The 19898-nt window shown below is 38.3% G+C and carries 20 protein-coding genes; 1 reads left to right on the top strand and 19 read right to left on the bottom strand.

The window, feature by feature from the left end; translation table 11 throughout:
• Positions 1-6 precede the first annotated feature (6 nt).
• From AB3I34_RS12645 to AB3I34_RS12615, 7 genes are all read right to left on the bottom strand, one after another.
• Positions 7-408, bottom strand: coding sequence for a diacylglycerol kinase family protein (locus AB3I34_RS12645; protein ID WP_031323828.1), 402 nt, complete (start codon positions 406-408; stop codon positions 7-9).
• A complete protein-coding gene (gene ybeY, locus AB3I34_RS12640; RefSeq protein ID WP_002356745.1) occupies positions 392-871 on the bottom strand; it encodes an rRNA maturation RNase YbeY in 480 nt (159 codons plus the stop codon). The genes AB3I34_RS12645 and ybeY overlap by 17 nt, the downstream gene beginning before the upstream one ends.
• Positions 871-3069, bottom strand: a complete 2199-nt coding sequence (locus AB3I34_RS12635; RefSeq protein WP_002382763.1) for an HD family phosphohydrolase — start codon at positions 3067-3069, stop codon at positions 871-873. The genes ybeY and AB3I34_RS12635 overlap by 1 nt, the downstream gene beginning before the upstream one ends.
• A 28-nt stretch (positions 3070-3097) precedes the next feature.
• A complete protein-coding gene (locus tag AB3I34_RS12630; protein ID WP_002356743.1) occupies positions 3098-4120 on the bottom strand; it encodes a PhoH family protein in 1023 nt (340 codons plus the stop codon).
• 134 nt (positions 4121-4254) lie between these two features.
• Positions 4255-4704, bottom strand: coding sequence for a GatB/YqeY domain-containing protein (locus AB3I34_RS12625; protein WP_002356741.1), 450 nt, complete (start codon positions 4702-4704; stop codon positions 4255-4257).
• Positions 4705-4729: 25 nt separating this feature from the next.
• The gene (rpsU, locus tag AB3I34_RS12620; protein ID WP_002356740.1) at positions 4730-4906 is read right to left on the bottom strand and encodes a 30S ribosomal protein S21; all 177 of its coding nucleotides are present in this window, start codon (positions 4904-4906) and stop codon (positions 4730-4732) included.
• A 165-nt stretch (positions 4907-5071) separates the two neighbouring features.
• Entirely contained in the window at positions 5072-5512 is a 441-nt protein-coding gene (locus AB3I34_RS12615) for a Fur family transcriptional regulator (RefSeq protein ID WP_002387080.1), read from the bottom strand.
• Positions 5513-5610: 98 nt separating this feature from the next.
• Here AB3I34_RS12615 and AB3I34_RS12610 point away from each other — a divergent pair, with 98 nt between their 5' ends.
• Complete coding sequence (locus tag AB3I34_RS12610; RefSeq protein ID WP_002389973.1) at positions 5611-6468, top strand: pyruvate, water dikinase regulatory protein; 858 nt, start codon at positions 5611-5613, stop codon at positions 6466-6468.
• 42 nt (positions 6469-6510) lie between these two features.
• Here the strand turns inward: AB3I34_RS12610 and thrB are convergent, their stop codons facing one another.
• The 12 genes from thrB to guaD form a co-directional block, all read right to left on the bottom strand.
• Complete coding sequence (thrB, locus tag AB3I34_RS12605) at positions 6511-7374, bottom strand: homoserine kinase (RefSeq protein ID WP_002376729.1); 864 nt, start codon at positions 7372-7374, stop codon at positions 6511-6513.
• Positions 7371-8426 carry a threonine synthase gene (thrC, locus tag AB3I34_RS12600; protein ID WP_010712670.1) on the bottom strand — a complete coding sequence of 352 codons (1056 nt, stop codon included), beginning with the start codon at positions 8424-8426 and terminating at the stop codon, positions 7371-7373. Before thrC ends, thrB begins: the two co-directional genes overlap by 4 nt.
• 2 nt (positions 8427-8428) lie before the next feature.
• Positions 8429-9721, bottom strand: a complete 1293-nt coding sequence (locus AB3I34_RS12595) for a homoserine dehydrogenase (RefSeq protein ID WP_002376723.1) — start codon at positions 9719-9721, stop codon at positions 8429-8431.
• Positions 9722-9772: 51 nt separating this feature from the next.
• Positions 9773-10081: a helix-turn-helix transcriptional regulator gene (locus AB3I34_RS12590; RefSeq protein WP_002356730.1), complete on the bottom strand. Its 309-nt coding sequence runs from the start codon at positions 10079-10081 to the stop codon at positions 9773-9775.
• Between the two features lie 116 nt (positions 10082-10197).
• Positions 10198-10980: a pyrroline-5-carboxylate reductase gene (gene proC, locus AB3I34_RS12585; RefSeq protein ID WP_010712671.1), complete on the bottom strand. Its 783-nt coding sequence runs from the start codon at positions 10978-10980 to the stop codon at positions 10198-10200.
• 106 nt (positions 10981-11086) lie between these two features.
• Positions 11087-12811 carry a phospho-sugar mutase gene (locus tag AB3I34_RS12580; protein ID WP_002356727.1) on the bottom strand — a complete coding sequence of 575 codons (1725 nt, stop codon included), beginning with the start codon at positions 12809-12811 and terminating at the stop codon, positions 11087-11089.
• 120 nt (positions 12812-12931) lie between these two features.
• A complete protein-coding gene (locus tag AB3I34_RS12575) occupies positions 12932-14383 on the bottom strand; it encodes a PLP-dependent aminotransferase family protein (RefSeq protein WP_010712672.1) in 1452 nt (483 codons plus the stop codon).
• A 134-nt stretch (positions 14384-14517) separates the two neighbouring features.
• Positions 14518-15546 (bottom strand): permease prefix domain 1-containing protein, encoded by a 1029-nt coding sequence (locus AB3I34_RS12570; RefSeq protein ID WP_010712673.1) that lies wholly within the window; start codon positions 15544-15546, stop codon positions 14518-14520.
• Entirely contained in the window at positions 15543-15875 is a 333-nt protein-coding gene (locus tag AB3I34_RS12565) for a PadR family transcriptional regulator (RefSeq protein ID WP_002367058.1), read from the bottom strand. The genes AB3I34_RS12570 and AB3I34_RS12565 overlap by 4 nt, the downstream gene beginning before the upstream one ends.
• 162 nt (positions 15876-16037) lie before the next feature.
• On the bottom strand, positions 16038-17015 hold the full coding sequence (gene guaC / locus AB3I34_RS12560) for a GMP reductase (protein ID WP_002362677.1): 978 nt from the start codon (positions 17013-17015) through the stop codon (positions 16038-16040).
• A 141-nt stretch (positions 17016-17156) separates the two neighbouring features.
• The gene (locus AB3I34_RS12555; RefSeq protein ID WP_085444238.1) at positions 17157-18488 is read right to left on the bottom strand and encodes a nucleobase:cation symporter-2 family protein; all 1332 of its coding nucleotides are present in this window, start codon (positions 18486-18488) and stop codon (positions 17157-17159) included.
• 3 nt (positions 18489-18491) lie between these two features.
• Positions 18492-19877 (bottom strand): guanine deaminase, encoded by a 1386-nt coding sequence (gene guaD, locus AB3I34_RS12550; RefSeq protein ID WP_085444239.1) that lies wholly within the window; start codon positions 19875-19877, stop codon positions 18492-18494.
• Positions 19878-19898: the final 21 nt, after the last annotated feature.

The following is a 19898-nucleotide window of genomic DNA, read 5'->3' as shown; positions in this document are numbered from 1 at the left end:
CTCCTCTTATTTCCACATTTGAATGATTTGTAAAATTTTTGGTACAAATAGAATTAGTCCTACTAGCACTGCGAAACCGGCTGTTAATAAAACAGCTCCTGCGGCCATGTCTTTAACCTTTTTTCCGATTGGATGAAAGTGAAAATCCGTAAACATATCTACGACATTTTCAAAAATTGTGTTGATAATTTCTGCCAACCAGACAAGAAAAACAGCCAATAACAACCACAGCCATTCAGCAAGTGTTAAGGAAAACAAGAAACCAAACACAATGGCCGTGGCACCAAACGCCACATGTTTGCGCATATTACGTTCTTCTCGAAAAACTGTTTTGATTCCTTGCCAGGCAAATTCTAATGAATTAATAAAATGTTTATTCTTTCCTGTTTGCTCATCTTTTAAGGCCATACGCATCTAAAATCTCTTTCTGTAAACCAAACATTTCTTTTTCATCTTCAGGTTCCATATGATCGTACCCATTCAAATGTAAAAAGCCATGTACTGCCAAAAAGCCCATTTCTCGTTCCAATGTGTGCCCATATTCAACTGCTTGTTCTGCTGCTCGCTCTGTTGAAATAATTAAATCACCTAGATTACGTGGTAGCTCTGCCAACTCTTCATCATCAAAAATAATTGGCAATTCGTCTTCCCCTTCATCCTCTAAAGCAAAACTGATGACATCTGTAGGCATATCTTTGCCCCGATAGTCACGATTAATCACTTGGATACCTGCGTTATCTGTAAAAGTCACCGACATCTCCGTATCTTCGGCAATTTCTAGAAAACCCGCTGCAAATTGCAGCAAGTTTTCGATTTCTTTGATTTCTTCTGTTGGTACTTTCTCGGTTTCATCAATGAAAGTAATATCCATTAGTCATCTCTCTTTTCTTGTTCATCTTTCATTTCTTCTGCTTCAGCTTTCATTTTTGGATACTTAATCCGTGAATGGAAGGTACTGCATAATCCATTAATTAATGATTTTTCAATGATGCGAATCTCTTTCATCGTTAACCCACATTCATCTAATTGGCCATCTGAAATTCTGTCTTGAATCACATTATGCACAAAGGCTTGAATTTTTTCGTTGGTCGGATGATCCATCGCCCGCACAGCAGCCTCACAAGTATCAGCAATACTCACAATCCCTGCTTCTCGTGTTTGTGGACGTGGCCCAGGATAACGGAAGTCTGATTCTTTAATTTCAGGATTGCGTTCTTTTGCTTTCACATAGAAAAATTTCATCAATGTTGTGCCATGATGTTGACGACAAATGTCAATCACCATTTGCGGCATATTGTACTCTTCTAAAATTTTGGCGCCATCAATTACGTGGCCAAAAATAATTTGTTTACTATCTTCTGGCAATAAAAAGTTATGTGGATTTTCTGCGCCAGCAGGTAAGTTTTCCACAAAGAAATTGGCGTGTTTAATTTTGCCAATGTCATGGTAATAACAAGCAACTCGTGTTAATAGCGACCGTCCACCAATCTCAGCAACAGCGTTAGCGCTCAAACTAGCCACCATCATGCTATGATGATAGGTACCTGGCGCTTCTTCTAACAGTTGTTTTAACAACGGATGGTTCGGATTACTTAATTCATTCAAGACAATCATACTATCATCAGTCACTAATAATTCGATATATGGATGCAAGCCCATTGTTGCTAAAAATGAAAGTACCGTTCCTGCACCTGCACAAATTAAAGCTGTCCACGTTTTACCATCTGTTAAACTCATTCCTTGATAAATCATTAAGACAACCGCCATGAAAACAGGAAAGACCACTACCCACATTAAAGCTGGGAAAACTTGCTCACTCATCCGTTTCCGTTTAACAACTGTTGCTAGAAATCCTGAGAATAAGTACATAATCAGAATAACCGTCAACGAGTTTGTGCCAATAGAATTATAAAAGATAAATAACGCAAAAACGACTTGGAAAATGGCAGCGATTATCCCTGAACGACGATTTACAAAATGATTTAGAATCAGCGGCGCAAAGGCTGCCGGATAGAACAAGGGAATATACATCAACTGCTCTGTTTGGAAAATCTGGAAGAATTTCATTAAAATAACACTGATTAGCATAGCACCCGTGTAAAAGATAATAAACGAGCGTTGTCGCGAAGGCTCAGTCACTTGTTTTGTAAAGAAAATTAACACTTCAACTTGAAGTAAAATAGCTAATGCTAATGCCACCATCGGAAAAATAGAGGTATTTTGACTAGTCATTCCTAGTAACTCAAGTTTTTCGACCGCTTTTGCATCAATTTGAGTACCTTCACGAACAATAATTTCGCCTTGATAAATCATTGCGGGTTGAACAGCATTCATCGCTTTTTGGCGTAGCTCTTCTGTTCGTTTTTCATTGGCAATATCGTTTACCACAATCCCTTGGTTAACAATGTAACGAATGACTTGTTGCATGGTACTCGTAATGTCTAAGTATTGAATTTTACCGTTAGCTTCTTGGCGAATTTTATCCAAATCAGATTCTCGAACGTGATTTTGCATCGCATCATCCACCAACATCAAACTTTCTGAACGAACCTTATCTAATTGCTCAGAGGTTAATGTAAAGATTGTTTGATAAAAAACATTAGGAAAACTTTGATAAAACGTAACTTCATCTTGCGGTAAAGATTCAAACAATGATTTTAAGCTAGCTACTCGTTCTTCCACGGTCGGCGCAGGAATCGTTTCTTCCTTTTTGGCCTTCGCTTGCTTGTTGCTGTACTCTTTGTCTACTTTTTCATTCGCAGAATCAATCAATTTAAATAATTTATCAATACGATTATGTTGGACAGATGCCGTATCTTCTTGATAAATATATTCGGGTGTGACAGCTTCTGCTGCCAATTTTTTTCTTTGTTCTGTTTCGTAGGTATTCTCGATATTTTTATTTGCACGAATGGTTTTCTCGGCCAGTTGACCTTCTTTAATTTCTACTCTTTTCTGATGGACGCTGCCAAACATAATCATAAATAAAAGAAGAGAAAAAACGGCTAATAAAATAGGCAAATAGGCTTTACCTAAACGATCCCCTAACTTTGTAAGTACTTTTTTCAAAAGGTACTTTCACTCCTTCCCTAACTGCTTAGGAATGCTTTTGTTGTTCTTTTTCATAGGCTTGAATAATTTGTGCTACAACCGGATGACGCACAACGTCACTGGCTTCAAAATTTACAAAGGCAATTTTTTCAATGTCTTTTAACGTACGCTCGGCGTTAACTAAACCACTTGTTACACCACGTGGCAAGTCAATCTGACTAGTATCTCCATTAACAATCATTTTTGAACTAAACCCTAAACGAGTTAAAAACATTTTCATTTGGGCAACCGTGGTATTTTGTGCTTCATCTAGAATGACAAAAGCATCATCCAATGTACGACCACGCATATAAGCAAGCGGGGCAATTTCAATAACGCCGCGTTCCATTAAACGATTTGTATGATCCATACCAAAAATTTGATACAAGGCATCGTAAACTGGACGTAAATAAGGATCGACTTTTTCTTTTAAGTCACCTGGTAAAAAGCCCAAGCTTTCGCCAGCTTCCACCGCTGGACGAGTTAAAATAATTTTTTGTACTTCGCCTTTTTTTAAAGCTGCTACTGCCATCACCACGGCTAAAAAGGTTTTTCCTGTCCCCGCAGGTCCCACCCCGAAAATGACGTCATGAGTTTTAACTGCATCGATATATTTTTTTTGACCAACATTCTTAATTCGGATGGCCCGACCATGATGGTCCTTCATAATTTCTTCTTCATACATGGCAATAAACGCCTCTAAATTTCCAGCTTTGGCCATTTTTAAAGCAGAAACGACATCTGGCGTATGCACTTTGATGCCTCGTTGAATTAATGTTTGTAGCGCTCTTAACACGGAAGCGACTAACTCTACCTCTGATGATTCGCCAATTAACTGAATAACTTCGCCACGACTATTAATCGTTACGTGGGTATTCTCTTCTAAAAATTTGATATGTTTATCATGTGTTCCTAAAAGCATGTGTGCATCATCAGAATCAGTAAGTATTAATTCCAAAGATTTTGACTGATTATCTGTCAAAAAACGTCCATCTCCTTTATTATATAGTCCTTTACAATGATACCACATTCTTATCTGTTTAAAAAGAAGTCGTACCTGATTTGACTTTGAAAGTCAAAAAAGAGAAAACCGTAAAAAGCTACCGGTTTTCTCTTTGCATAAAAAAACTAGGACAGTATCCTGTCCTAGTTTCGATAACGCTCTTAGTTTTCTTGTAATAATTCTTTCACAATTGCGTTAACTTGGTTGCCATCGGCTTTGCCTTTGACTTTCGGCATCATAGCGCCCATCACTTTACCAAAATCTTTTGGTGAAGTGGCGCCAGTTTGCGTCATTACCTCTTGAACTAGTTGACGAATTTCTTCCTCCGTTAGTTGTTGAGGCATATATTTTTCAACAATTGCTATTTCAACTTTTACTTTTTCAACAAGATCGTCGCGTCCCGCCTTTTCAAACTCTGATAAAGAATCTTTTCTCTGTTTCATCTCACGAGACAATACAGTGAGTTCTTCTTCTCCGTTCAATTCACGGCCCGCTTTAATCTGATCATTTTGAATGGCAGTCTTTAACATACGAAGTACGGCTAAAGTTTCTTTGTCTTTAGCTTTCATCGCTGTTTTAATGTCGTCATTCAATGTGGTTAGCAATGACATACCACCAACTCCAATTCATTCAAAACTAGAATTTTTTACGTTTTCTAGCTGCTTCAGATTTTTTCTTACGCTTTACACTTGGTTTTTCGTAGAATTCACGTTTACGTGATTCTTGTAAAGTACCCGCTTTTGAAACGGAACGTTTGAAGCGACGAAGAGCATCATCAAGAGATTCGTTTTTACGAACGACTGTTTTTGACATGTTATTCCCTCCCTCCGAGCTTAAAAAGTAACCGTTTTTCTTATTTGTGGGAAAAACCCACAAATTAAAATACTGTCCTTGTTATATTATAGCTAAAGCATAAATAACCGTCAACCACTCTACTGATAAAATACGAAATTTTTGTTTGATTTTTCGTCTTATTCGCTATTTTTCGCAACAATCGGCACAACGACCAAGTATTTCAAAGCGATGTCCTTCAATTGAACAACCTTTTAACTGTTCTTCAAAAAAATTCATCGGACACATGTGAATTTCTTCCGTTTTGCCACAAACCGTACAAATAAAGTGATGATGATGTTCCACCTCTTGGCAACAACGGAAGCGAAACTTTTGCTCGCCATTTAATTCTGTTTTTTCTAGCAATTCTAAGCGCTCAAAGTCATGCAAGTTACGATAAACCGTATCATAACTGACTCCTTTAAAGGTTTCATTCATAAATTCATACACTTCACGTGCAGAAACATACCGATTTCGCTTAATCAAATAGCTCATCAGTAATTCTCGTTTTTTAGTATATTTTAATCCACTGGCTTTCATGGTTTCTAAGGCTTGTTCAATATTGGTTTTTACTGGTGCCATCGCCATTTCCTCCCTCACCAACCTAAATCAGAATCATTACGAAATAGATTCTGGACTTATGGTATAATAAAATTATTAAAAATGCAAGAAAGGACTTACCCTCTATGACTATTTCTGAAGAAAAAAAATGTGTGACGATTTTTGTCATCTCAGATTCTGCTGGCGAGACCGCTTCAAAATTGGCGGCTGCTTCAATGGCCCAGTACCCCACTGTTGATTTTACTTTGATTAGACGAACATTCGTTAAAGACGAAGATAAACTGGTGCAAGCGTTAGAAGATGCCAAAAAAGCAGAGGCCATGGTACTGCATACTATCATTAATGATCATCTCGTGGCGATTGCTAATCAATTTTTCAATGAGCATCAATTGTTCCATTTTGACATTTTGACACCACCAGTTGCGGAAATCGAACGATTAACAGGTGTCGCGCCCATGCGGGAACCAGGTGCCTTACATCATCTGAATGAAAATTATTTTAAACGAATTGAAGCAATGGAATTTGCTGTCAAATATGACGATGGCAAGGACCCACGAGGCTTTTTAGAAGCGGATGTGTTACTTCTTGGCGTTTCCCGAACTTCTAAAACACCGCTAAGTCTCTTTTTAGCCAACAAGAACTTAAAAGTTGCTAATTTGCCACTAATTCCTGAAGCACATTTACCGAAACAATTATTCGAAATGGACCCTAAAAAAATTGTTGGCTTAACCAATGATCCCAATGTTTTAAACGGGATTCGTAAAGAACGAATGCGCGCATATGGATTACCTGAAAATACTTCTTATTCAGATATTGAAAAAATTCGGCGAGAACTGGCTTTTGCTAATGATCTTTATCAAAAATTAGGTTGTATCGTTATTGATGTCGCTTCTCTTTCAATTGAAGAAACTGCCTCAATGATTCTTAATGCTTTGAACTTAGAAGATCATAGCTATTATTCCACAGAAACAGCCGAGGATTAAAAAAAAACGAGAAAAAATCACTAGTGATTTTTTCTCGTTTTTTTAAAAGACTTGAACGCCTTCTTGATCAATATTGAAAATTTGGATGCTCGCTTTGGTAGACAATTTTTCCAAACTTTGAACAATTTCGTTGGTTCGTTCTTCTGGCGACAAGATTAGCACAGTTGGACCAGCACCGCTTAAGAAAGAGCCATAAGCACCTCTTTGCTGAGTTAAACGACGAATTTCTTTTAAGTGAGGAACCAATGAACGACGATACATTTCGTGCCATTTATCTTGTTCCATCATTTTGCCTGCTAAAGGTAAATCCCCGTTTAAAATTGCGGCAATCATAACATTGGCAATTGAGCTGGCCGCAACTGCTTCTTTATAAGCCAATTTTTCGGGCAAAACAGCGCGACTTTTTTCGGTAAATAACGGTTCCTCTGGAATAAATGCAATGACATCACACATTGGAAAGTGATGTTTGACATGGTAGACTTGGTTTTCTACATGGCTAGCCACCACGAAATCTCCTAAAATAGCAGGGGCAACATTATCCGGATGTCCTTCCATCTCTGTGGCCAAACGAACTTTTTCTTTAGGGGACAAATTTAAATGTGCTAGTCGGTTAGCTAATTCAATGCCTGCTACAATCACACTTGAGCTACTTCCTAGTCCTCTTGCAAGGGGAATGTCAGAAACCATCCGAATAACTTTTGGTGTTAATTCTGGTGCAATTTTCAATGCCGTTTGAATTAATAAATTCTCTTCATTAGTAGGAATCTCTTCTCCCAAAGTATGTTGAATTTCCCAAAATTCACTTTCACCTAAAACGTTGATTGTTAAATAAGCGGATAATGCAATGCCACATGAATCAAAGCCAGGTCCTAAGTTGGCACTAGTGGCAGGTACTCTTATTTTCATAGTGTTGCGACTCCTTTTCGTAAGTGCAGACGCATTTCTTCCACGTCACTCATTTTTGAAATAGCTACTTCTGTCTCCATTGCTGTATCAGGATCTTTCAATCCGTTACCAGTAAAGACTGCCACGACGGTTTCACCTGCTTTGATTTTACCGCTTTTAACATGTTGAATAACTCCAGCTAATGAGGCAGCCGAACCAGGTTCAATGAAAACCCCATCTTGAGCAGCAATTTTTCGGTAAGCCGTTAAAATTTCTTGATCTGTCACGGCATCAATGAAACCACCCGATTCATCCCGTGCCTGTTCTGCTAGTTCCCAACTAGCAGGATTTCCAATCCGGATCGCTGTTGCCACGGTTTCAGGTTGCTCAATCACTTGGCCTTTCACGATTGCTGCGGCACCTTCTGCTTCAAAACCATGCATTCTTGGTAAAGTTGTTCCTTGTTTTTCATGCCATTCTTTAAAACCTTTCCAGTAAGCGGAAATATTGCCGGCATTTCCAACTGGAATCGCTAAGACATCGGGCGCTTGACCTAATTGTTCACAAACTTCAAAAGCTGCTGTCTTTTGCCCTTCTAAGCGATAAGGATTCACTGAATTAACTAGCGCAACTGCCTCAGTTTTCGCAATCTCTCGCACCGCTTTTAATGCTTCATCAAAGTTACCTGGAATCGAAATAATGTCCGCCCCATACATAATAGCTTGCGCCAATTTTCCCAGTGCGATTTTTCCTTCTGGAATCACTACATACGCTTTAATGCCTGCTCTTGTGGCATACGCAGCAGCTGCGGCACTAGTATTTCCTGTAGAAGCACAAACAATCGCTTTGGCACCTTCTTCTACCGCTTTTGCTACAGCCATCACCATCCCGCGATCTTTGAATGAGCCAGTGGGATTTAAGCCCTCGTATTTTCCATATAATTGAATACCTAATTCTTTGGATAAATTAGGTAAAGGAATCAGTGGCGTATTTCCTTCGGCTAAAGAAATCATTGGTGTTTTTTCTGTTACGGGCAAATACGCTTGATACTGTTTTAACAAACCTTCATACATGTTTACTCATCTCCTATAACCTTCATTACATTCAATAACTGAAAGGCTTCCGTATTTTGAATAGCTGTCACAACTTGTTGCATTTGTGCTTTTGATATCTGGTGTGTAATGGCAACAATTCTTGCTCGCTGTCCATCTGATTTCTGTTGAACTAATTGATCAAAGCTGACTTCTGCTTTAGTCATTAATTGCGTCAACTGCAAAAATTGTCCTGGTGTATCTGGAACATCTAAAGAAAAATAGTACTGCCCAAATACATTTTCGGAACGCGTCAATTGGGTTTTATGTTGATACGAATTGAACATATGGCCAGTCGTTGCCAAGCGAATGTTTTTAGCAATCGTAATTAAATCACTGACCACACTGGTTGCTGTCGGTTTAGCGCCAGCTCCTGGACCGTAATACATTGATTCGCCCACACCTGCACTTTTAATAAATACTGCATTGTACTCATTCCGAACAGATGCAATAGGATGCTTTTGATTGACTAGCATAGGCGCCACTTCTACCGAGATGCTATTCTCATTTTGTTCAGCAGAGCCAATCAATTTGATTTCATACCCCAGTTGTTTAGCCATGGCGACATCATCTAAAGACAATCCGCGAATTCCACGAATATCAACTTGTGGTAATGAAACATTCATCCCAAAAGCAAATTGACTTAAAATAACCATTTTATAGGCTGCGTCAATTCCATCGACATCATTTGTCGGATCCGCTTCAGCAAATCCCAACGCTTGCGCTTCTGCTAAAGCTTCTTCATAACTTTTATCAGCAGAAACCATTTGCGTAAGCATATAATTCGTCGTACCATTCACAATCCCTAAAACTTGTTGAATATTGTCTGCCGCTAAGCTATTAGCAATTGTTCTTAAAATAGGAATCCCGCCAGCAACACTTGCTTCATAATATAAATCACAATGATGTTTTTGGGCTAACGCTACTAATTCACTCCCATGTTGCGCCAGTAAATCTTTATTGGCAGTCACAATATGTTTGCCCTTTTCTAAAGCTTTCATGATATACGTTTTGGCTGGTTCAATGGTTCCCATTAATTCCACAACGATTTGAATCTCTTTATCTTCTAAAATATCATCAATTGAAGTTGTTAAAGACAGACCGTATTCTTCCGCTTGCGCTTGTTTCGTTTCAAGATTTCGAACAAATGCTTTTTCAATGACTACATTCATTCCTGTCACTTGTGAAATTTTCTCTTGATGTTCTTTCAAGAGAGTTAAAACGCCAGTGCCTACAGTCCCTAATCCTAGTAACCCGATCTTTAAGGTATCCTTCATTTTTACCTCCATCAACAGCGCTATTCTAGTTACGCTATTTTTTCCTACTTTTTATCGATGTTCAATATGCTCAAAGGTCTGATTTAAAATATCTATTACATGATGATCATCCAATGTATAAAAAATCGTTTTTCCTTCGCGACGTGCCTTGACAACCCGGCTATCTCTTAATAATTTTAGTTGATGAGAAACGGCGGACTGTTCCATTCCCAATTGTTCACTAATCGCCGTTACGTTATGCTCGCCTTCTTTTAAAAGTAGCAAAATTCTTAAACGTGTTGGATCACTTAATACTTTATATAATTGACTTACTTGTTTGATTTCTTCCATTTGTTTCATTATAGTCGCCTCACTTTGCACTCATTATAACACAGAGTTTTTTAAAATAAGAACTGCGATTGTTCTTTCCTACGAAAAATATGGCACAAAGAAAGTTGGAAAAATGACAAACTTGTCGATTTTCCAACTTTCTTCATCTATTCGTGGTTGGCTTGCTGAACTGCATCCATCACGGCATAACGGAAGCCATTTTTTTCTAAAGCTACGACACCGCGAATCGTACTTCCTCCTGGAGAAGTCACTTCATCTTTCAATGCTCCTGGGTGTTTTTTCGTGTCTAAGGCTAAGGTCGCCGTTCCTTTTATCATTTGGGCGACAATTTCATAAGATAAGTCTCTTGGTAACCCTTCTAAGACTGCTGCATCTCCCAATGCTTCCATAAAGATATCAACAAAAGCTGGACTGCAACCAGCCACAGTACCAAAAGTTTCCAGTTGTGCTTCACGAATTTCTTTGACTAACCCTAAAGTAGCAAGGAGTTCCATTACCAGGTCCTTCGTTTGGCCTTCAATTGTTGGTGCCAAGGCTACGCCAATCACGCCCTGATTCACGCTAACTGGTGTATTAGGAATGGCATGAACAACTTTGGCTTCTTTATTGTCAAGAGCCATTTGTGCTTCTTGTATGGTATGACCTGTTGCAACAGAAATCAATAGACTTTCGTTGGAAAAATGAGGAGCTAATTCCTGAAGGACAGGTAACACGACCTTTGCTCCTGTCGCAATAAAAATAACTTTACACTCTTGAAAAAGCGCATAATCTGTGACAAGTTGAAAGCCCCACTCTTTTTGAAGTGCTTCTGCTGTTCCACTTGAGCCGCCTTTCACATATAAATGTTCCTTCTTGACTGCCTCAGCTTTCAGTAACCCTTTAATCATGGCACCGCCCATACTGCCAGCACCGATAAAGCCAATTTTCATAGCATTCCCTCCTTAGTTAAATAAAGTGTTTGTGTCAAAAGTCAATTAGCTTTTGACACAAACACTAACATTCGTACTTTTTTCCGTACAGCCTGTTTTGTTTATTTTATTTTGTTAATTCATTAACGACTGCTTCAAACGCAGCAATTTTTTCAGAAGCTTCTGAACTACTTGTTGCTTTTGTCGCTAGATAGAATTTAATTTTTGGTTCTGTTCCTGATGGTCGGATAGCAATCCAACTGCCATCTTCTAAATGATATTTCAGCACATCAGAAGGAGGCGTTTGTAATTGTTCTGTTTGACCATCTGCAAAAGTGCGTGTTAATTCTTTAAAATCTTCCGTTTGAGCAACTTGAATCCCGGCAAACTCAGTTGGCGCTTGTTCACGACATTTTGCCATTAAAGCTTTGATTTTACCGCTGCCTTCAATTCCGCTCATTGTTACGGAAATAGTTTTTTCTTCAAAGTAACCAAATTCTTCAAAGATATCTTGTAAGCCATCGTATAATGTTTTTCCTTGTTTTTTATAGAAAGCCGCTACTTCTGCTAATAAAACTAACGCTTGAATTGCATCTTTATCACGAACAAAAGGTTTCACTAAGTAACCATAACTTTCTTCAAAACCAAACATAAACGTTTGACTGTGGTCTTCTTCGTATTGTTGAATTTTTTCAGCAATAAATTTGAAACCTGTTAAAACATTAAACATCTTCGTATTATATTTCTCAGCAATCGCTGTAGCAAGTTCACTAGAAACGATTGATTTTAGAACCGCAGCATTTTGAGGCAACGTGCCTGCTTGTTGATGGGCTTCTAAAATATAATGAATCATAATTGAACCTAATTGATTTCCTGTTAATACTTGGTAGTCTCCGTTTGGCATCCGCACAGCGGCACCTAAACGATCAGCATCTGGATCTGTTGCAATCAATAAATCAGCGCCTTCTTTTTCCCCTAAACGAATCGCGTATTCGAAAGCTGAATGTTCTTCAGGGTTTGGTGACTTAACTGTAGTAAAGTCAGGATCAGCAACAGCTTGCTCAGGTACTAAAACAAATTTTTCAAAACCGGCTTGTTTTAATGCTTTTTCTCCTAACATTTTCCCAGTTCCATGTAAGGGAGTGTAAACTAATTTTAATTCTTTACCCATTTCGTTAATTAATTCTTGATTAATCGTAACTGTTTTAATTTCTTTCAAATACGCGTTATCGACTTCTTCACCAACAATGTTAATTAAACCGCTGTGGGCAACTTCTTCATCTGATAAGACATCAATTTTCAAAGGATTTTCGATACTACGAACATATTTAGTTAATGCATCTGCATCAGCTGGCGGCATTTGACCACCGTCTTCACCATAGACTTTGTAGCCATTATAGGCAGCTGGATTGTGAGAAGCTGTAATCATGATTCCCGCAAAAGCTTTAAAGTAACGAACCGCAAAAGATAATTCTGGTGTTGGTCGTAAGCTTTCAAACACAAAAGAAGGAATATCATGTTTAGCTAATGTTTTAGCTGCTTCCATTGCAAATTCTGGAGACATATGACGTGAATCATAGGCAATGGCTACACCGCGACGTTTTGTTTCAGGATCTTGCGTATCCATAAAACGTGCAAGTCCTTCTGTTGCTTGACGAACCGTAAAGATATTCATCCGATTAATACCGGCGCCTAAAATTCCGCGCATCCCGGCAGTCCCAAATTCTAATGGTGCGTAAAATGCATCTTCACATTTTTCAGGGTCTGTATTTAAGTCCTTTAATTCATTTTTTAAATTTTCTGGAATATTTTCTTCATTTAACCATTGTTGGTAAACTTGTTCCCAAGACATGGAAAACACCTCATTTGTTTTTTTGTTTTTACTTTTTAAGTATAGCATTGGATATTCGTTTAGAAAAGGGAAGTTGTAGCGTTTTCTCTCAGCAAATGATTTTTATAAGAAAAATCTTACTTAGTGTTCTATTTTTGTTTGTCTATTTTCAGAAAGCTGTCGTGTAATCCGTACCATTCGCTCACAAAAAAGAGGCATTTCTTCTGGTGAAATTCGGGAACAGTTCAAGCGAATACTTCCACGTTTTTCACTAAAAGCGACACTTGGTGCTACCAAAACACCTTCTCGTAAAAACACTTGCCACTCTTCTAGCTTAAGTGCCCCTTGACGCCAATGTGCCCATAAATAAAAGCCGCCTTTTACTGGCGAAACTTCCCATTCTGGCAACGATTTAAATACTTGATATACAGCTGTTGCTCGTTGTTCCACTTGTTTATTTAATAACGTAATTTTTTCAAAAAAAGAAGGATCTTCAATCGCCATTTTAGCGAGCATCTGCGGAAAAATACTCAACGAAACATCCATCATTTTTCTGGCTTCTGCAATTTGTTTCGTCACAGAGGCGGGCGCACTTAACCAACCAATTTTCGTGGTTGAACCTAAAATTTTTGACAACGAACCGATATACAAGACATTATCTGGATCTAATTTTTTTAAAGGAGGAATTTCTGTTTTTGGGATAAAACTTAGCTGCCCAAAAACATCATCTTCTAAAATTGGAACTTGATACGTTTGACAGACTTTCACAAGCTGTTCTCTTTTTCTTAAAGGCATTACTGTCCCAGTCGGATTTTGAAAGGAAGGATTAACCATAACCATTTTGATGCGATGTTGTCGAATTGTTTGTTCTAGCGCTTCAAGATCAATCCCTTCCTCTGTCATGGGCACACCAAATAAGCGCACACCAGCAGCTTGGAAAATTGGTAAGGCATAGAAGAAAGATGGATCTTCTACGGCAACACTATCTCCTTGTCTCAATAAAACTTGCAAAACTAAAAAAAGTGCTTGTTGTGCACCTGAAGTGAGCAATAAACTTTCACTTGGTAAATGAAGCTGATATTCCGTTGCTGTAATGGCTTGGATTTCTTTTCTTAACGGCAAATAACCTAATTCATCTTGTGCTTCCTCTTTTAAAAATTGTTTCCAATTTAATGCTGGAAAATCGAAACTGGGAATTAAGTCTAACGGCAACTCGCCTGTATACATATCTAAGTCAGTCGGCAAATTTTGTTTAGCACGTAGCTCAATCTCTGTCACCAAGGGATGAACTTGTTTGAACACATTTTGTTCTAAATAACGATGCCAATCCGTTCGTGGCGTCATCATTACCCCCCATTTTCCTTCGTTGACAATCGTTCCGCTCCCTCTTTTTCGCACAATCCAGCCTAAGTCCACCAGTTCATCTAATGCATGAACAACGGTTGAACGATTGACAGACAAGTACTCTGCCAGTTTACGTTCCGAAGGGATTTTTTCGCCTGGTAATAATTCGCCTGTTTGAATCTTTTGAACAATCATTTCCATAATACTGCGATAAATGGGAACATTTTGTTCTTTTTTAAGTTGCCACATAGCAATCACCTCAACAATTGGATGAGTTAAAAGTAATCCAGTTTAATGCTTTTGTCAATCGAAAATACAAGAAAAGTGAGACAGCCGTTTTGACGAATGTCCCACTTTTCTGTTTTACTATTAACAGGTTTGTCTCAATGTTTGTGTAAAAATGCTTGGATGGTGTTATAAAAGATTCCTGCGAACATAAAGATTAACCAACTAAACCGCCAATCCCCTAAAACAAAACTAATAAATAGATAGAGTGCAACAACTAAGGGCCAATAAACGGATGCAATAATTGCACCGACAGGATTTCCCACAGGTCCTTCCTCTGTTTTTGTTTGTTGAGGGGCAAAATCAGGATGACCAACATGTTCTGAATAAAAATAAGTTTCATTCAACAATTTATTAAAACTTCCTTTAATTACTCCACCAAATATAAACAAGAAGACGCCAATCGATACTAAAAAGAAGAGCCAACTAATTCCCATCGTTCCATTATAATATTGTCCCCCCATCATTTGATGCATGGAACGGCGCATCATCAGATGAAGGCCACTACTAAAGACAACAACTGGGATTAAACCCAAAATACAAAAAACGACGCCCGCTGCCATACAAAAAATAAATGATCGTTGAAAACTTTGTTCTCTTTGTGCAACTTCTTTTTTTAACTTAATCGGAATCAATCGTTGCCCCAGTTGTTTGTCCATTGCAACAAACCGATTACCAGCAACAATAAATAATGGAACGCCGATTGCCACACCTATGAAAAGACCAACTAAACCAAGACCGTTAGAAAGAACACCACGCATACCAACCAGCAAGCCAACACCCACCATGATTGCAACAACACCAAGACCAATTTGAATCGCACCTTTACGTTGGACAGCTAAATAGTCAAGTCCTTCCTCCACTGAAATTTCTGGCAAACCGTTCATTGAATCGTTTGTTTCATCCACTTGTTTATTTTCTAAATTCAATTCTTCCATTAATTCATCAATAGTACCAAATTCAGAAATAATTGTACCAATTGCTTCATTTTCCGATTTTCCTTGGCTGAGCAAATCTTCATAACGATCCTCAGCATTTGCTAATAAGTCCGCCTTTAATTGTTTTGTTTCAGGTGTTTCAACAACGCCTGAAAATAAGCTATCAATAAATTCTTCTATAATTTTCATTTTCCCATCTCCTTTACAAATGCTTCGACGACGTCTTTTGTTACTTCCCATTCTAGTAACTTTTCCTCTAAATAACACTCTCCTGCATGGGTTATTTGATAATAGGTCCGCTTTTTGCCATGCGTTACTTCTCCTGGAAATGATTCAATGTAGCCATTTTTCTCTAAACGTGTAAAAGCAGAATAAAGTGTCGTTTCTTTAATCGAATATTGTTCTTTAGAAATTTCACGAATGCGTTTAGAAATCGCATAACCATATGAAGCGCCGGATTGTAAGATTGAGAGAATAAAGGTATCGTTGTATCCTCGAATTGCATCACTACCAATCACATAAATTCCTCCCTCAAGTACTTCAACTATCGTACTACGTCTGTCGTTGTAATTATCTTAACACGATTACTACGATAGGTAAAGTAAAAAAAAGCACGTAATGCAGAAATCATTTTAATTTCTGCACTACGTGCTGTCTTCTTTTCAGTCTATAGTTGAATGTTAAATGGTATCACCATTAAAAATAGAATTTTTTACAATCACATAATCAACTTTACGAATCGCTTCTAAATCGCGACCTCCCGCGTATGAAATGGAAGATTGTAAATCTTGTTGCATTTCGACTAAAGTATCTGCCAACTTCCCTTTATGGCGTAACCAGATTTTTTTGCCTTCAACGTTTTTCTTTTCGCCTTTTTGGAATTCAGAGGCGCTACCAAAGTATTCTTTGTAAACAACGCCATCTTCCACTTTTGTTTCACCTGGTGATTCTTCATGTCCCGCAAATAATGAACCAATCATGACCATAGTTGCCCCAAAACGCACAGATTTTGCAATGTCTCCATGGGTCCGAATCCCACCATCTGCAATAATTGGTTTCCGAGCAGCTTTGGCACACCAACGTAAAGCCGCTAGCTGCCAGCCACCTGTTCCAAAGCCAGTCTTAATTTTAGTAATACAAACTTTTCCTGGTCCAATCCCCACTTTGGTGGCATCGGCTCCAGCGTTTTCTAATTCGCGAACGGCTTCTGGTGTTCCAACATTGCCCGCAATAACGAACGTTTCTGGTAAAAATTTTTTTAAGTGTTGAATCATATTAATCACCGCATTTGAATGACCATGGGCGATATCAATTGTCACGTAGTCAGGAACTAAACCTTCTCGGGCTAGCGTTTCAACAAAAGCGTATTCCCCTTCTTTCACACCCACACTAATTGACGTGATCAAGCCCTTTTGTTGCATTTTTTTAATAAATGGCACTCGCGCCTCTTCATCAAACCGATGCATGATATAAAAATAACCATTTTCAGCAAGGGTTTCCGCAATCGTTTCATCAATAATTGTTTGCATGTTCGCTGGAACGACAGGCATTTTAAACGAATGTTTTCCTAAAGTTACTGTAGTATCACATTCAGAACGACTATTCACGATACATTTATTGGGAATTAATTGGACATCTTCATAATCAAAAACTTTCATACTTACTGCCTCCTAGTTATTTACAAAAATAACGTAAAAACCGAACATTCGGTCATTTAACGTTCGTGTTTACAAACACCATTGTTAATTTACACTATTTACCGCCACTTGTCAAAGGCGTTTTAACGAAAATTAATCTTTTTACCCTTCTTGAACGTTTGGTAAAATGGCCTGCAATAAAATAGCAACAATTGAGGCAGCTGCCACGGGTGAACTAAATAAATATTGTAAAAATTGTGGTAAAGTTTCCAAAAATTCTTTTGGTAACAATGTCAACGCTAATGTCATAATAATCGGAACGGCAATTACATACATCTCTTTTTCATGAATTGTTACATCACTCATGACTTTCATTCCACTTACAGAAATGATGCCACAAACAACCACAAAAACACCGCCGATAACTGGTGCCGGAATGGCCGAAATCAAGGTGGAAAGTTTTCCAGATAAGCCAAATAAGACAAACCACGCACCTGCAGCCACAAAAACCTTGCGACTAGCAACTCCAGTGATTGAAATAATCCCAGCATTTGTAGAGTAACTAGTTACTGGCGTGCCGCCAATGAATGAAGAAACTAAGCAACCTAAGCCTTCACCAATTACGCCGCGATTAATTTTTTCTTCGGTCAAAGGTTCAGCGACAACATGACTCACAGCAAACCAAGTGCCTGTTGTTTCCGCCATTAAAACCAGATAAATAACTAACATCGTGGCAATAGCTGACCAATCAAATTGGAAAGAAAAGTTAACTAATGGTAACTGAGGCAAACTAAACCAAGCCGCTTCATTAACGGCCGATAAATCAAGTACCCCTAACAATTGTGCCGCGATGCTCCCAAATAATAATGCCAAAATGACAGAAGAAACGCGGAAAATCCGCCCTTTTTTCAAAGCAGAACCTAAGAGTGCAAAGAAAATCAACGTACCCGCTGCTATAAATGCTAATAAAATATTTTGTCCTAATTCCCCTTTTGCGTGGTAAATATTATCCGATAAAGCGACTGGCATTAACGAAAGCCCCACCACAAAAATAATTGTTCCTCCCACAATTGGTGGAACAAATTTAGTGATTAAACGATTAAAAATACCAGTAAATCCTAATATAATAACAACAATTGCCCCCACTAAACTAGCACCTAAAACTGCGCCCCAGCCATTTCCTTGTTGGTTATTGGCAAAATAAATTCCTGCAATTGCCCCGATTGGAATAAATGAAGGGCCTTGCGCAACTGGTAATCTCATACAAAAATGAGATTGAATAATCGTGGCAAGTCCTGCTGCTATGAATGTTGCTTGGATTAAAGAAGACGTTTGTGCTGTGCTAATCCCAATAATTGAAGCAATGATCACAGGTACGACGTACACGTCCATTGCTAAGACATGCTGAATCCCTAACATAGTGGCCTGCCCAAAAGATACTGAATCTTCTGGCCCCACTGTTAAATGAAGATTATTTTGTTTCTTTTCACTCATTTTTTATACTCCTTTAGTTGCTGACATTAAATTTTTATCATGTACTTTTTCACCTTGTACCCAGACTTCTCGAATATTTTCTGGTCGTGCTAAATATAAGATTTTTTGGAAAATATCAAGCAATGATTCCCCTGGATTTTTAGGGATTCGTGCTTGTGACAAGCTTGTATTAATAATTTGAACATCCCAAGCATACCCTTTTTCTAATTTTCCAATTGGCAAACTTAGCGCTTGACCACCACCAGCAGTAGCTAAATAAAACGCTTCATTTACTGTAATCCGTGCTGTTTTAACACCTCGTACTTCTGGTTTTTTTGTAGCATCGACGCCATCTTCTAACATTCTAGAAGAAATAACCGCTTGCTTTAAATTGTCAAAAAGACTTGGTGAAAAACCACCTGAAATATCACTGCCTAAACCAACTTCTACTTGATGTTGATGTACTAATTTTGCAATCGGTGTTACTGCATTACCAAAATAAGCATTAGAGATTGGGCAGTGCGCCACAGCCGTCCCTGTTTCATGGAATAAATTCATATCTGCTTCTTCTAAAAAGCCTGCATGTGCCATCACTGCTTTTTCTGTCAATAAACCAAAATCATTCAATGCTTGCGCATCATTTTTTCCAAAACGTTCTTGAACAAATTGATGTTCCCAATCACTCTCACTACAATGACTTTGAACATGGACTTGATATTTCGCTGCTAATTCTCCTAATCCTTTAAGTGCTTCCTCTGTACAACTAGGAATGAAACGCGGAGTTACAACGGGATATACGCCTTGTTTTGTTTGCTGCGCTAATGTTTGAATTTCTTGAATAAACCGTTCCGTTTCTTCTAATGCTTGTTGCGTTGTTTGATCACGATAGTACTCTGGATTCTCATTAAGATCATCCATTACAACTTTACCAATTAAGCCACGCTGCCCTTTTTCCGCACAAATCTCTGCCAAACGACGGCTAGCTTCATAATGAATGGTTGCAAAATAAAGGGCTGTTGTTGTCCCATTAGCTAACAATTGGGTTACCAATTCATCATAGACTTGTTGGGCAAATGTTAAATCTGCAAATTTGGACTCCAAAGGAAACGTGTACGTATTCAGCCATTCATACAATGGAATATCCAAGGCGGTCCCAGATTGTGCCCACTGAGGTGCATGGACATGTAAATCAACAAAGCCGGGTAAAAGATAAGAATCTTGGGGCAATTCTTGAAAACGTTGTGCCTCTTTTTGTTCTGCTAGCACAGTTTCATACGCTTCAGCATCTGGTTCAATTATTTCCTGAATTACTCCGGCCTCATCTATACAAAAAAGTGTCTCTTCATAAACTTTAATCTCTTGCAAATTTTTACTAGAAAAACCTGTTCCTTTTATTACAAAATGAAACATTTAATACTCCTCCTTACTATC

It is taken from the genome of Enterococcus sp. C102(2024) (genome assembly GCF_040888205.1).
Lineage (GTDB): Bacteria > Bacillota > Bacilli > Lactobacillales > Enterococcaceae > Enterococcus > Enterococcus faecalis.
Note: the sequence above shows the minus strand (reverse complement) of the source record. Positions and strands in the feature narration are given on the sequence as shown.